Source organism: Hymenobacter roseosalivarius DSM 11622, from assembly GCF_900176135.1.
GTDB lineage: Bacteria > Bacteroidota > Bacteroidia > Cytophagales > Hymenobacteraceae > Hymenobacter > Hymenobacter roseosalivarius.
In genome coordinates, this window is the sequence record NZ_FWWW01000058.1 from 41,520 (window position 1) to 55,795 (window position 14,276).

Here is a 14,276-nt window from a genome sequence, read left to right on the forward strand (position 1 = left end):
GAAAAGAAAAAGGGCGAAGCTGCTTACAGCTTTTTGTTGGTGTCCCGCTCGCTCTGCGGAATGGGATAAAACCGGTGGCGGGCGTAGTTGAAGTTGGGCTGGGTGCTCAGCGCCTGGCGCGCATAGGCTTCGCCGTAGCGGATGACGTCGAAAAACCGGTGGAATTCCAGCGCCAGCTCGGAGCGCCGCTCCCGCCGGATGAGGTCGCGCAGCAGGTTCTGGTCGGTGGTCGTGATGTTGGGCAGCAGCCCGGCCGGCACCGTGCCCGCGCCGGGCAGCGTGAGGTCGAACAGGTAGCTTTCGCGGGCCCGCTTGCGCACCTGGTTCAGGGCCAGCAGGGCGGCGGCGCTGTTGCCGGCTTCGTTGGCGGCCTCGGCCTCAATCAGCAGCACCTCGCCGTAGCGGATGGCCTGGTAGTTCAGCCCGCCGTCGCCCTTGGTGGTGCTGGGCACCTCCGTGAGGGGCTGTAGGTGCTTTTTTGACACGAAGCCGGTAGTCGTCCAGGTCGTATCGAACGGCACGCCGAAAAAGGACTGGCCCGCCCGGCCCACCGAGTAGTCCAGGCGGGGGTCGACCACGCCGGCACTCGTCCGCTCGAAGTTGTCGACCAGGCTTTTGGTGGGGAGGAAAAACCCGTAGCCGTTCTGGGGACGCGGGGCAAACCACTGGTTCAGGTTGTTGCCTTGCGCGGGGCTGAGGTTGCTGGCGTGCTGCACCGAGAAAATCGTCTCCTTGTTGTTTTTGGTGGCCGCCCGGAAGTTGTCGGCAAACACCGGCTGCAGCACGTAGCCCAGCGCGCCCACGGCCTGCGCGGTGCTGGCGGCCAGGGCCCATTTCTTCTCATACAGGTACGTTTTGGCCAGCAGGGCCAGGGCCGCGCCCTTGGTAGCCCGGCCGGCGTCGGCGGCGGGCCAGGTGGTGGGCAGGGCGGCGGCGGCGGCCTGGCAGTCGGCCTCAATCTGGGCGTAGATGGCGGCCTGGGGCAGGGCCGGGCTCTGCAGCTCCTCGGGGGTTTCCACCTTCACGCGCAGCGGAATGCTGCCGTACAGCGTCGTGAGCTGAAAGTAGTAGTAGGCGCGCAGAAACTGCGCCTGGCCCACGGCCTGCTTGCGCACGTCGGGGCTCACGCGGGTGTTGGACTCGGGCAGGCCGTCGATGACGACGTTGGCCTTGAACACGCCATCGTAGTAGCGCTTCCACTGGGCCTCCACGGCCGCGTTGGTGGGCGTGATGGTGAAGTTGTCGATGCTCTCAAAATCGGCCTGGTCGCCGGGGTTGCTGCCCTTCACGGCATCGTCAGACGCCACGTCGCCCAGCACCCACAGGGCGTTGGAGGCTGCATCGCGGAACGAGAGCGGCACGTAGGCGCTGTTGACGGCCAGCTGGGCGTTGGTGTCCGAGGTGAAGAAATCGCCGGCCTCGTACTGGCCCAGCACGGGCTGCTCCAGAAAGTCTTTGCACCCGGCCGTGGCCAGCGCCAAAGCCCCCAACAAGCCAATAGCAAAAGGTTGAAATTTCATAAGAAGTGGTTGCGAAGCGGTTAGAAGCCGGCGTTGATGCCCACCGTGAAGGTGCGGGCCGACGGATAAGTCCCAAAGTCGATGCCCGTGGCCCGAACGCCGTCGCCGAGGGAGTTGCTGTTGGTGCCCTGCTCGGGGTCGAGCCCGGTGTAGTTGGTGAACGTGAGCAGGTTCTGGATGCTGGCGTAGAGGCGCACCGAGGAGATTTTCGCGGGTGCCAGCAGCTTCTCGCCGAAGGTGTATCCCAGCTGCAGGTTCTTCAGGCGCAGGTAGGAGCCGTCCTCCAGGAAACGGTCAGACGGCTGCTTGTTGTTCGAAGCGCCGGTCCAGGACAGGCGCGGAAACTCGTTGGTGCTGCCCTCGGCCGTCCAGTAGTTGGTGGCCACCCGTTCCGTGATGTTGAAGGCCCGGTAGAAGCCTTCGATGTCAGTGTTCACCTGGTTGTAGAGCTTGTTGCCCTGCACGCCCTGGAAAAACGCACTTAGGTCGAGGCTCTTATAGCGCACGTTGCCCGTGAAGCCGTAGGTGAATTTTGGTATGGGGCTGCCCACAAACGTGCGGTCCAGCCCGTCGATGATGCCGTCCGGCACCCCGTCAGGGCCGCTGATGTCCTTATACTTCACGTCGCCGGGCTTGATGCCCGGTCCCTGGAACGCGTGGGTGAATACTTCCTGCGCATTCTGAAAAATGCCCTCTTTCTGCAGCAGGTAGAACGAGCCAATGGGCTGGCCCACGTTGGTGAGGGTAGCGAAGTAGTTGTTGTCGATGCGCCCGCCCACGATGGGAGCGGCGTTGCCCAGCGACACCACTTCATTATTGAGGGAGGCGAAATTGCCGCTCAGGCCGTAGCTCCAGTCCTTGCCTACGGTGTTGCGGTAAGCCAGCTCCAGCTCCATGCCGTTGTTGCGGATTTTGCCGGCGTTCACGGCCGGGTTGCCACCGCCCCCGGCGCTGCTGGGCTGTGGCAAAAACAGCAGCACATCCGACGTATTCTTGATAAAGTAATCCAGCGTGAGCTGCAGGGCACCATTCAGCAGTCCCACGTCGACGCCCACGTTGCTTTGGGTGCTTGTTTCCCAGCGCACGTTGGGATTGCCCTTGGTCACGATGCTCAGGCCCTGGGTCGAAGTTCCGCCGAAGGGGTAGTAGAAGTTGCCGCCGATGAGCGAGGCATAGGGGTAGTTGCCGATGGCCGAGTTGCCGAGCTGCCCCACGCTGGCGCGTAGCTTGAGCAGCGTGATGGCCGAGAGGTTGCGCATGAACTCTTCCTGCGCAATGTTCCAGCCGACCGAGCCCGAATAGAAGTTCTGGGCCCGCAGGCCGGGCGAGAGCTGCGACGAGCCGTCGCGCCGGAAGTTGAAGCTGGCCAGGTACTTGCCCTCGTAGTCGTAACCCAAGCGGCCAAAGGCCGACAGCAGCGAGGAGTGCGCCTCGCCGCCACCGTTCTGTTGAATGCCGGTACCACTGTCGAGGTACTGAAACGTGGCCGACTGGTCGACGTAGCCCCGGCGCGAGGCAGAAATGCCCCGCACGTTGTTTTTAATGGCCTCCGTGCCAATCAGAATATTGAACGTACTGGCGCCCAGCAGCAGGTCATACGTAGCGGTGTTGGTCCAGTTGTAGTTGAACTCGTTGGTGTTCGACTGCCCCAGCTGCGGCGGCGAGTTAAACGAGCGGTCGATACCGAACGTCTTGAAAAACTGCTTGTAGTCGGTGATGAGAAAGGTCACGCCGTAATCGGAGCGAATGCGCAGGCGCTCAATCGGGTAGAACTCCACGTAGGCGTTACCCAGCAGCGAGTAGCGGTTGAAGTTGCGGTCGGCCGCGTCGGCCAGCGCCACGGGGTTGATGCCATCGCCAAAAAAGGCCGAGGCAATTTTGCCGTCCGCCTTCGGCAGGTCCACGAACTGGCCCTGCTCATTATACACCGGGGTGGCCGGGGTTCGGAACAGCGCGTAGCGCACGATGCTGGCCCCCGGGTTGCCGTCGCCAAAGCCGTCGCCCGACGTGCCCACTTCCCTGGTTTTGGAGTAAGAGAGATTGGCGTTGGTGCCCACCTTGAAGTACTTCGACAACGTGCTGTTCACCGCCGTGCGCAGGTTGTACCGGTCGTACGACGAGTTCTGAATCAGGCCGTCCTGCTTCAGGTAGCTCCCCGACACGATGTACTGCGAATTCTCGCCGCCGCCGCTCACGTCGGCCTGCACGTTGTATTGCATCGCGGGCTTGAGTACTTCCTTTAGCCAGTTCACGTCGGGCAGCGTGCTGGCCAGCGCGGCCGGAATCTGGTCCCGACCGTCGTTCTGCGCCGCCACGTTGTAGGCCGTCACGTACTGGCTGGTGTTGGCCATCTTAATCAGGTTGGCCGGCGTTTGCACCCCGGTGTAGGAGCTCACGCTCAGCCGGGGCTTGCCCGACTTGCCGCGCTTGGTGGTCACCACCACCACGCCGTTGGAGGCCCGGGCACCGTAGATGGCGGCCGAGGACGCATCCTTAAGAATGTTGATGCTCTCGATGTCGTTGGGCGAAATCTGGTTGATGCCGTCCTTGGTCGGCACCCCGTCGATGATGTAGAGCGGGTTGTTGTCGTTAATGGTGCCCACGCCGCGGATGCGGACGGCAATATTCTCGCCTGGCGCCCCGGTAGCCTGTGTAATGGCCACGCCGGCCGCTTTGCCCTGCATAATCTGGGCCACGCCGCCCACGGGAATGCTCGCAATGTCGCTCTGGTTAATCTGGGCCACCGCGCCGGTCAGGTCCGATTTTTTCTGGGTGGTGTAGCCCAGCACCACCACCTCGTCGAGGGCCTTCACATTAGTTGCCAGCACTACGCTCACCTGCGTACGCCCTTGCAGGCTGATTTCCTGCCCCACAAAGCCAATGGCCGAGATAACTAGCGTCGCGTTGGCATCGGGCAGGCTCAGGGTGAACTTGCCGTTAATGTCGGTGGTGGTGCCCGTGGTGGTGCCCTTCACCACCACTGTCACGCCGGGAATGGGCGCATTGTCGGGGCCGGTCACTTGGCCCTGCACCGTCACGGGGTCGGGGATGGCGGCCACGGCGGTTTCCCGGCCGGCTATCGTGGTCACCGCACCAGCCCCAATCGATTGCAGGGAGGTGCCCGGCTTTAGGGGGCTGGAGATGACGTAGACGTTGCGGTCGGTTTTTTCCACCCGCAGGCCGCTCACCGTCACGGCGTAGGTCAGTTCTTCCTCCCAGGTCCGAAAGGTCAGCCCGTCGATGTTGACGAACTTATCAGCGATTAACTCGCTGCGGCACAGAAAAAAGGCGTGGTGCGTGGTTTGCAGCTCCTGCAGGATGCTCGCCAGCGAAACCCCGCGGGCGGGGGCTTCGGGCTGCTGCGCGGGGCGGAGCATCGCCAACGCCGAGCTTTGCGCGTGGGTGGGGGTGTGCAGGCTGGCCGCCAGCACTAAAGGCAGGAGCCGCAACGGTTGGGTATAGAAGGCCATAAGGGGGAATTCTAGAGCGGGGAGAGAAGCACGAAAACGAGCAGGTGGTGCGGGCAGCTTTTATTCGAGCCAGACCCGGTTGCCTTGGCGGCGCACCTTCACGTCGAGGGACTTGCCCACGGCGTTCAGCAGCACGTCCACGTCATGGTTGGGCACGGTGCCCGTCAGCTTTTGCCGGGCCAGCGCCGGGTTGCCCAGCGCAACGTCGAGGCCGTAGGAGTCCTTGAGCAGGGCCACAATGTCGGCCACCGGCGTCTGGTCAAACTGTAGCTGCCCGCTGGTCCAGGCCGAGTAGAAATCGGCGCGCACCATGCGCTTCACCAGCGCGGCTTGCGGGGCCGTTTCGTTGTATTCCACCAGCTCGCCCGGCTCCAGCAGCACCTGATCGAGGCGCCCGGCCTGGCGGTGGCGAAGCTGAATCTGACCCGTGTTCAGCACCACGCGGGTTTTGCCCACCCGGCGCAGCACGTTGAACTGGGTGCCGAGCACCGCCACGTCCAGCGGCCCGGCGTGCACCACGAACTTGACGCCAGCCGGCGCGGTGGCCACGGCTTTCAGGTGCGCCGGGGCCGTGTGGCGCACGGCAAAAAAGGCTTCACCCGCCAGCCACACTTCGCGGACGTGGCCGGGCTGCCAGGTGGTGGCCAGTTTCAGCACCGAGTTGGCGTTCATCGTCACGCGCGAGCCATCGGGCAGGGTCACTTCGCGGTGCTCGCCGGTGTGGGTGGTGTAGCTGGTCCAGGTCGGGGCGGTAGGCGTGGCGTGCTGCCACAGCCTCACTCCCGCGAAACCCAGCGCCAGGGCCGCCACAACTGCGCTGGCCCAGCGCCGGGCGTGCCGGCCTACGCGTAGCACCGGCTGGGCGCGGGGCGCTACCGGCGGATGCATGGCGTGCCGCAGCTTGGCGGCTTCTTCTTGCTTCAAGGCCTCAGGCAGGGGCTGCGGCTGACGGGTAGCCAGCAGCTGCAACAGCGCCACTGCTTCGTCGAATTCGGGCTGCCGGGCCGGGTTCTGCACAATCCAAGCGCGCCAGAACTGGCCGGCCGTGGCGTCGTGCCCAATCACAAATGATTGGAACGACTCATCGGCCAAAAAATCCTCAGTCGAGTAAGCAGCGTAGTTCATAATCAGATGGTGGAATAGGCCGGCGACGCACTGCCACATTATGCGGCCGGGCGGATAGTCGCTAGCAGCCCCATTCATCTCCATCACGGGCGATGTGGCCCTTCATACTCATCCCGAACAAAACTTTTTTTCAAAGCCTGCCATTGTGCGACTTCCAAGAAGCCGCGCGGGCTACTTTGCCAGCATCAAAACCAGCACTAAGGCCAGCACCATTACCTTGCGCAGCGTCTGCAAGGCATTGAAAACCAGGTTGCGAACTGATTGTGTGTTTAGCGACATTACCTCGGCGATGCGCTCATAGGAAAACCCGTCGAAAAATTTCAGATACAGCGCCTCGCGCTGGCGCTTCGAGAGCCGGTTGAGGGCCGCCATCAGATGGGCACTCTGCTCAGCATCGACCTGCTGAGCAATCAGAAACTCCTCGTGCGAGTATATCACCTCAAATGAGTCGATGTAGGTGGGCAGTAGGTGGCGGTGCTTTCGCAGCAGTTTGGTTTCGTCGCCTAGGTGTCGGCGTAGCGCTTTAAACAGATAGGCCTTCACCACCTGCACGGCACGCAGCCCCTCGCGCCGCCGCCACAGCTTTTGAAACAGGTTCTGGATGCAGTCCTTTACCAATTCCTCGTCACCAGTCAGCTTAAGTCCATAGTGGTACAACGCGTCATAGTAAATTTCGAACAGCGCGGAAAGAGCATGAGCATCACCATCTCGAAAAGCCTCCCAAAGCTGGGCACTGCGCTCATCAGTCATAAGTACTTTTTGGTGAAGTAGGGGATGGTGGATTTAAACGCCTCAATGTTACCGCCGTTACCGTAAAGGAGCAGCAACGGTTTACCAGTCCCGTATACTTGGAGAGCATCAAAAAGTGTGGGGCAATAGCGTTCAGGGTTAAAAAGCTATTCGTTCCACTTCTATCCTAGGCTAACTGGAAAATAGAATTGCCCCACACTTTTTGCTATTCTCCCTCGTAGGTGAGCGTAGAATGCCATCTGTTGCGGATTATAACGTAAACTGCTGACAGCAGGCAAGTAAAGAGCCGTGCGCAGGCGCACATTCCCCCGCCGCGAGATGCGCGTGGCTTGGGTGGAGAGGCCGCTTTGGCGCTGCACCACTTCCAAGCCGGCATACGAAGCGAGTTGCCGCTCATTTTCCACCAGCACAAAGCCACTGGTTTGGGTGTTATTAAACAAATAGGGCAAAACCTCCGACTCGGCCGCACAGCTGCTTGCTTTTCCTGATTAGTGCCCTGACTGACAATACTTTACCAAGCGCACGGATAAAACTATAGTCTAAACGCTCGTTTTCGCCAACGCATTTTGATTGTCTTAAAGGAACAACCACAAGGGGCAATTGTGCCAGCAGCAGCTCTTTACCTGGGAGCGCCGGCTGAAGCAGGACACAACCAAAGGGCTAGGGTCCCCCGGCGGGTGCGAGGTAGACGAGGAGGACTATGAGCCGCACAAAACGTGGGCGAAGACCAGTGAGGTCACCTACACGTACGACGAGCACGGCCGGCGCACGCTCTATGAAGCCAAGGAGCTTTATCCCGGCACCCAAAATCGCTTCACCTGGTCCTACGACGACCAGGGCCGCGTCGTGGCCTACTCTTCCTACGATGGGCCCCGCTTAATTTGGGTAGAATACTTCACCTACTTCCCCGATAGCTATTGCCGAACCCGCACGTGGTACCAGGCCGATGGAACCCATAGCCACTAGAAAGGAAACAGCGGGGAATACTGGCCGCAGTACACGACTCGGTTTTACTGGGACAAGCATAAACGGGTGGTCGAGGCGGTGACGGAGACGGAAAAAGGGGTTGCGGTCAGTCGCACCACCACGCGGTACACGCGCCAGGGCCGGCGGGCGAAGGTAGTTTATGAGGAGGCCAATGGCCGGCCCCGCCGTACGCACCGGTACGAGTACTACTAAGTCTCGACTACCAGCCGTTACCTCAGCAGCCCTAATTACGAGGCACAAGCGAACATAGGAAGAACTGTGTTAAAAGTCAAAGGGTGGGAACAAGTTTTGAGCTAAAATCGGCTTGATACGGTACGCCTGATTTGACGATGGCGAAGGCCTGCTTGAGCAGCTTGTTGCACACGGCAATTAGCGCCAGCTTCTTGTTCTTGCCCTTGGCCACCAGTCGGTCGAAAAGCGCCTGGCAGGCCGCATTCGTTTTCTTAGCGGAGAAGCTGCACATGAACAACCTACCGCGAATTAGCCCACCGCCCATTTTAGTAATGCGCACCTTGCCGCAGATGCTGGTGCCCGACGTGTGTTCACGGGGCGACAAGCCGGCCATGGCAATCAACTGGCGGTAGTTGTCGAGGTGGGTGAAGCCCCCGGCAAAGAGCAGCAGCATGCCCGCTGTCTTGCGCCCGATACCGGGAATGGAGCATAGCAGCGTCATCTCGGCGGCAAAGCGCTGTTCTAACAGGACCAGCAGTTCGGCCCCCACGGCCTCCACTTGTTTCGTTAAGGTCTTGCGCATTTGCTGTAGGCGTTTTAACGCGCGTTTGCTGATGATCGGTTGGCGCTGGAGCGCTTCGAGAGCATTGCTAACCATGGTTTTTTGCTTCAGCAGCTGCTCGCTCACCTGTTCGAGTTGCCGGCACTCGACCAGTACCGTTTCATCGGGTTGCCAGACGTTAACCGGTTGTTGCTGGCCATAGCGTAGCAGCCACTGGGCATCTTTGCGGTCACTTTTGCCTTTGCTCAGATACATCTGAATGAAGCGCTTAATGACCAATGGATTGAGCACGGCTACCTGCCCGCCCTGCTCGTGCAGATAGTAGGCCAGGGCCAAATTATAGGTGCCGGTGGCTTCCAGCACAAACCGGCAGTGCGCCCCGCAGGTCTTCACCAGCTGCTGAAAGCCGGCTTTGCTGTTGCTTACCTCCAGGTGCTTTAGTTGGTCATCCAAGTGGTAACAGACGGCCAGCGTGGCTTTGCTCACGTCAATGCCAACAACAGGAAAAGGCGATGGGGAGTCCATAGTGGGGCAGGTTGAAGTGGAGGAAACGAGTGAAAAGGACTTCCAGGGAATCTTCTATTATCCTGATACAGGCTCTGCGGCCTCACGGAACTGTCCAAAGTAGCCCTAGAAAAGAGAGGGGATTGTCCTGTTAAACGAGCTCGTAATGGCCCCATAATCGATGAATCTTACTCCTCCCTTTTCCTTCTCAACAGCACCCCTTACGGGGCACAGGCAAACATAGAATTACGGTAAACATATAGAACGCTGATTAAGGGGTTCTTCTTCCAAACGGGTGGATTTACACGCTAAGCAATTAATCACTTGATTTATTGCTTATTGGCAACGATATACGCCTAGCACACCCTCTGGATTGCTTGGAATCGCCCTTTTTACAGGCGTTTTAGACCCGCCCTTTCTGCTAAAGTACTGCTGGAGGGCTTAGCGTGTAAATCCGCCCGTTTGGAAGAAGAACCCCGTCCAGTAAGGCCTGTTGGGGATGTCGGCTTAAATTGCTGGCTCCTTCAATGGGGCAATTAATGTGATAAACTCAGCCATTGTCCCCTAGATGGTTGTGTAATCCTTACCTGTCAGGGGGCGTGTTGGGCAGATAGTTTGGAAGCGTCATACCCAAAAATGAGAAGTGGCCTTGCTCAAAGTGTAACATACTGCCCAGCGCTCAAGAAGGTCTAAAACTTATTCCTATGTGGTCTGAGAAGCGGTCCTATAATACCTTCTATGTTCACTTGGGTAGGCAACGCTTTACGTCGGCTCAAAGGTTGGCTCCGGCACATGCTATTCACCATTGGTGCCCCAGTGCCAAGGGGAGCGCCTCAGCTAAGTGGTTCACTCCGTCGGGCGGAGATCGCTCAGCATAGCGAAAGTTTCAAGTTAAGGAGGAACCCTCTTAAGAGCTTACGCCCGGTTCCGGTAGGTAGCGACGAGCGGCAACTGCTCCGTCTCGGATTAGGCGACCAGGTATGGCCGCGAGCGGCGGCGGCTGACCTGCCGGCTTAGGCACTGGCCTGCGCTTCCCCGCGCCCCCAACCTGGTTCCCATTTACCCGTTCGGCGCGCGCAGGGCCGCGCTCACGGCTTCCAGCCGGCGGACCAGCTCCTCGTTGCTGGGGAAGAACGCCCTGAGTTCGGTGGGCAGCGTATCGGTCAGCGTGTAGGTAGCCACCCCGATGGGTTTGTTGACGTCGCGCAGGGCAAACTCCACGACCGTGCGCTGCTTGCTGCTGCCGACAATAATGCCGATGCTGGGCTGCTCATGGGGTTTGCGGACCTGCTCGTTGAGTAAGGAGAGATAGAAATTCATCTTGCCGGCGTACTCGGGCCGGAAGTCGGTGATCTTCAGCTCCACGGCTACCAGGCACTGCAGGCTGCGGTGGTAGAGCAGCAGGTCAAGGAAGTATTCGGTGTCCGCCAGCTCCAGCCGGTACTGGTTGCCGATGAAGCTGAAGTCCCCGCCCATCTCCTGTAAGAAGCGCCGCACGTTGCCCAGCAGCGCCTGCTCGAGTTCGTACTCGGAATGTTCGGCCGTTAATGCCAGAAAGCCAAAGGTGTATTCGTCTTTCAGGGCTAAGGCCGCCTGCTCTACGCGCGGTGCGGGGAGCGTGGTGGGGAAGTTGTGCTGGGCCAGCACCGTCTGCTGGTAGGTCTGCGCTTTCAGTTGCTGGGCCAGCACGGTTTTGGTCCAGGCCTGGCGCTGCGTTTGGATGGTATAAAAGTAGCGCTCCTGCGGGTCCTTGCAGCGGGCCATGATCAGCAGGTGCTTGGCCCAGCTGATTATCTCCAACCAGCGGTTGGAGTAGTTCGCTGGCACTGTATTCCAAATAGAACTGGCGCATATACCACAGGTTCTGCACGGAAAAGCCACTCACGCCCACAAACTCGGTCTGTAGGTCGCGGGCTAGCGTCTCGACCACGGCTTTGCCCCAGCCCTGCTGCTGTTGGCGCTCGGCAATGAGCTGGCCCAGGTCCCAGTAGAGCTGCATCTGTTCGCGGTTGACCTGTTGCAAGGCCCGGTACTGGGCCGCGCGCACCCGATGTTTGAGGGCGGTGAGCAATTGGGCATAGTCGGAAGGGAGCGAAGTCATACACACAAGCAGGAGGCACGAGGGAAGGCATGGGGGCGAAAGCCCGACAACAAAGAAAACGGAATCCAAACAAAGGCCCACCGGCTACACGCCCGGTGGGGCGTCGAAGAAGAGAGGCGCTGCTCAACGGAGGAGGGAGCGCTTGTGCGAGAGAAAGCGATACTCGGGTGGCACTTACGTATTGCCCAATCTTCCTGCAGTCGAACAGCCTGTACACACTGGTGTCACATTTGTTAAACGGTGGTGGCTGTTGCAGAACTCGCCGCCTGTTCAAGCTAGCTATTGCTTCTGCGGTGCTTTCGTGCATTTACGCCAGATGCGCAGCCAGTAGCGTGACCTGACGGGTGGTGCTGGTGGCGGCATCGGTAGTACCACGGCCATACCCAACTGCTGCTTGGGCTGGTAACGTAGGAGCTTTTTCAGGTTGTAGGCGACGGCGGCTAACAACATGGATTTGTGCGCTCCAGCTTGGCCCCGTACGTTAATGCGGCGCAGGCCGTAGTGATGCAGTAAGTTGCCAAACACGGGTTCGATGGTGCATTGACGGACCCGGCGCATGTGCTGGCCTTGCCGGCTGCGCTGCCGGTGCCAAGCGCGGCTGTAGGCCGCATCAAAGGCCGAGCGTACCAATTGCTTGTGATCCATATAGGGTACACAAGTCGCTTTGAAGGCACAGTGCTGACAATCCTGGTAGAACGCTCGGTAGTGTTTGGTCCAGTTGCCATCTGCCGTCGGTCGGTACTTGCGAAACGGGAGCGGTTTGTCTGCTTGACAGCGGTATTCATCGGCTAGCGCGTGGTAGGTGAAGCCTGCTGCTTCGGGCTTATAGCGGCCAAACACGGGAATCCAGGGTGTTATACCGCTGTTTTCGAGCAAGGCATAGTTGAAGCCATTGGAATAACCTGTGTCAGCTATCAGGTCTCGTAGCCGTAGCTCATTCGCCGCTAAGCGTTGTTGTAGTTGCTGCACGAGGCCCGGCAAGTGCAGGCTGTCGCGCGAGTCGGCAAAGTCGGCTTGTACATGGCTGATGACGCCCTGGGCCGTATCCACCGCCATACTGCAGCGATAGTTCAGGGCACGCGCTTTGCCCGGTTTGATGGAGATACGCGCCTCGGGATCGGTCGGACTATAGTGGGTTTTGTTGCTCAACAAGGGCGCTTTTGCGTGGTTGGCTCCTACCGAACCAGGCTGCTGGTGACGCTTGGCTTGGCGCGCCGCCTCGTAGCGGAGTTGATGGGCCGGCGCCGAGAAACGAGCAGCCGCCGGCGGGGCGAGCGCGGGTTCGTGGTCGACCACCGTCAAGCTCGGCACCAGGGCGTGCACCGACTGCTTTTCGCACACGCTATCCAGCGACGCATTGGCTTTCACGGGCGCCGAGTCCAGGGCTTGCGTATCACCGGCCACCAAGCCCTGCTGCACGCAGAGGCGGAAGACCCGATCGAAAAGGTGCTCGAACAGCGCCGCGGGATACAGCTGCCGCGTGCGGCTCAGCGTGGAGTGCCACGGTAAGGCTTCGTCTATTTCGTAGCCCAGAAAGTAGAGCAGGTCTAAACGCAGGGCACAGTGCTCCAGCAGGCGGCGGTCGCTGGTGATATTTTCCAGATAGCCCACCAACACTAGCTTAAAGAATACCACTGGATCGAGGGAAGGCTGGCCCGTATGGCTGTAGAGATCCTGCGTGGCTTCATATCATATAAGAAGTGCAGGTCCTGTAGCTCGTCAAGTCGGCGGTAGAGGTTATGCGCGGGCACCCGCTCCGAGAGCCGGAAGTGGGTGACGACCTGATCGGTAAATTGCTTCTTGCCTTGCATCTTCTCTCTACGAGAGCAGCCAATTGCAGGCTACCACTTCTGCAACAGCCACGTCCGTTTGGAAAATGATACAGCAGAATTTGAGTAGGTTTGAGCACTACTCTTGACTGCCCGCTCACCCATGCCCAACTACGTTGCCTACTACCGTGTCAGTACTGCCCGCCAAGGCCTCAGTGGCCTGGGCCTGGAAGCCCAGCAGGCGGCCGTGCGTACCTTCTTAGCGCCGAGTGAGCAGATCCTCGCGGAATACATTGAAGTGGAGAGCGGACGGAAGAATAGTCGGCCTCAACTACAAGCCGCCATGCAGGCGGCCAAAGAGGCGGGGGCGGTGCTGCTGGTGGCCAAGCTCGACCGGCTGGCCCGCAACCTGGCCTTTCTCTCGGCCCTGATGGAAAGCCGGGTGCGCTTCAAGGCGGTGGACATGCCCGCGGCCGATGAGCTTACCATCCACGTCTTGGGGGCTGTGGCCGAGAAGGAAGCGAAGGCCATCTCCACCCGGACCAAAGATGCGCTGGCGGCCAAGAAAGCGCGCGGGCATCAGCTGGGCACGCCCGCCAACCTGACGGCCGAAGCTCGTCTCAAAGGCCAGCAGCAGCGGCAAGTGAATGCCCAGACGAGTCTAGCGAACCGGTAGGCGGCCGACCTCGCGCGCCTGTACCGCAGTCTGCACTGGGACTACTGGCGCATTGCCACCCAGCTCACGGCCTCCGGGTATCGCACCCGTCGGGGGTGTCACTTCACCGCCGCCGGCGTCCGGCGCCTTGTCCTGCGCTAACCAGGCGGGCATAGGTGCCTGGTCAGCTGGCTTTCTTCCTGATAGGAAGGATGCCTTAGGACTAGGAGAGGAGCGCGGATAAAGATACGTAGGCCTATAGTGAGCGCAAATCAGCAGAGAATGGGGTAGCACAAGAGTTGGAACAGAAACTATCGGTAGGTCCCTTGGGCACCTGAAAAGGGGTTCTTCTGACTCAATAAGTCAGCATTCAAGCGCGAAAGGAGGCGTTGATGCACGAGACGAACAAAAGTGACGTACCGGACAGCCAAAAGCTAGTCATTCCAAACTCCACGCTGAGCGCCTTAAAACGCCGTTTTTCGAGACAGCCCGAACCCGCCAAAATCCGGCGCGATGTCCCTCCCGGGAATTTCTGTTCTTACTCTTGCGCTATCCCGTATACTACCGCTACGAATCGCGAAGCCCACTAGGACGTGAGTTCTGCAACAACCACTATGACTTGTTGACCCTAGGATAAGCGAGGCCTTCCGACTATCTAGGCA

Annotated in this window: 10 protein-coding genes and 1 pseudogene; 2 read left to right on the forward strand and 9 right to left on the reverse strand. The window is 59.8% G+C overall.

Features of this window, described 5'->3' with window-relative positions:
• Nucleotides 1-23 precede the first annotated feature (23 nt).
• The 5 genes from B9A24_RS08440 to B9A24_RS08460 form a co-directional block, all read right to left on the reverse strand.
• Complete coding sequence (locus B9A24_RS08440; RefSeq protein WP_084444736.1) at nt 24-1,520, reverse strand: RagB/SusD family nutrient uptake outer membrane protein; 1,497 nt, start codon at nt 1,518-1,520, stop codon at nt 24-26.
• Between the two features lie 20 nt (nt 1,521-1,540).
• Entirely contained in the window at nt 1,541-4,990 is a 3,450-nt protein-coding gene (locus B9A24_RS08445; protein WP_084444737.1) for a SusC/RagA family TonB-linked outer membrane protein, read from the reverse strand.
• A gap of 60 nt (nt 4,991-5,050) precedes the next feature.
• On the reverse strand, nt 5,051-6,115 hold the full coding sequence (locus B9A24_RS08450; RefSeq protein ID WP_159451988.1) for a FecR family protein: 1,065 nt from the start codon (nt 6,113-6,115) through the stop codon (nt 5,051-5,053).
• Between the two features lie 171 nt (nt 6,116-6,286).
• Entirely contained in the window at nt 6,287-6,865 is a 579-nt protein-coding gene (locus B9A24_RS08455) for an RNA polymerase sigma factor (RefSeq protein WP_084444739.1), read from the reverse strand.
• Nucleotides 6,866-7,026: 161 nt separating this feature from the next.
• Nucleotides 7,027-7,314 (reverse strand): IS110 family transposase, encoded by a 288-nt coding sequence (locus B9A24_RS08460; protein ID WP_234997115.1) that lies wholly within the window; start codon nt 7,312-7,314, stop codon nt 7,027-7,029.
• 151 nt (nt 7,315-7,465) lie between these two features.
• On the opposite strand from B9A24_RS08460, the gene B9A24_RS08465 reads away from it, so the two are divergent.
• A complete protein-coding gene (locus tag B9A24_RS08465) occupies nt 7,466-7,831 on the forward strand; it encodes a hypothetical protein (RefSeq protein WP_084444740.1) in 366 nt (121 codons plus the stop codon).
• Nucleotides 7,832-8,120: 289 nt separating this feature from the next.
• Here B9A24_RS08465 and B9A24_RS08470 read toward each other — a convergent pair whose 3' ends face one another.
• The 4 genes and pseudogenes from B9A24_RS08470 to B9A24_RS08480 form a co-directional block, all read right to left on the reverse strand.
• Nucleotides 8,121-9,110, reverse strand: a complete 990-nt coding sequence (locus B9A24_RS08470; RefSeq protein WP_084444741.1) for an IS110 family RNA-guided transposase — start codon at nt 9,108-9,110, stop codon at nt 8,121-8,123.
• A gap of 1,038 nt (nt 9,111-10,148) precedes the next feature.
• A complete protein-coding gene (locus B9A24_RS22655; RefSeq protein WP_234997116.1) occupies nt 10,149-10,916 on the reverse strand; it encodes a PDDEXK nuclease domain-containing protein in 768 nt (255 codons plus the stop codon).
• A 28-nt stretch (nt 10,917-10,944) separates the two neighbouring features.
• Nucleotides 10,945-11,190 (reverse strand): annotated as a pseudogene (locus tag B9A24_RS23220) (DUF1016 N-terminal domain-containing protein); the annotation flags it as partial.
• Nucleotides 11,191-11,469: 279 nt separating this feature from the next.
• Nucleotides 11,470-12,825 carry a transposase gene (locus B9A24_RS08480; RefSeq protein ID WP_143434842.1) on the reverse strand — a complete coding sequence of 452 codons (1,356 nt, stop codon included), beginning with the start codon at nt 12,823-12,825 and terminating at the stop codon, nt 11,470-11,472.
• A gap of 297 nt (nt 12,826-13,122) precedes the next feature.
• On the opposite strand from B9A24_RS08480, the gene B9A24_RS08485 reads away from it, so the two are divergent.
• Nucleotides 13,123-13,635, forward strand: coding sequence for a recombinase family protein (locus B9A24_RS08485; protein ID WP_234997117.1), 513 nt, complete (start codon nt 13,123-13,125; stop codon nt 13,633-13,635).
• Nucleotides 13,636-14,276 lie beyond the last annotated feature (641 nt).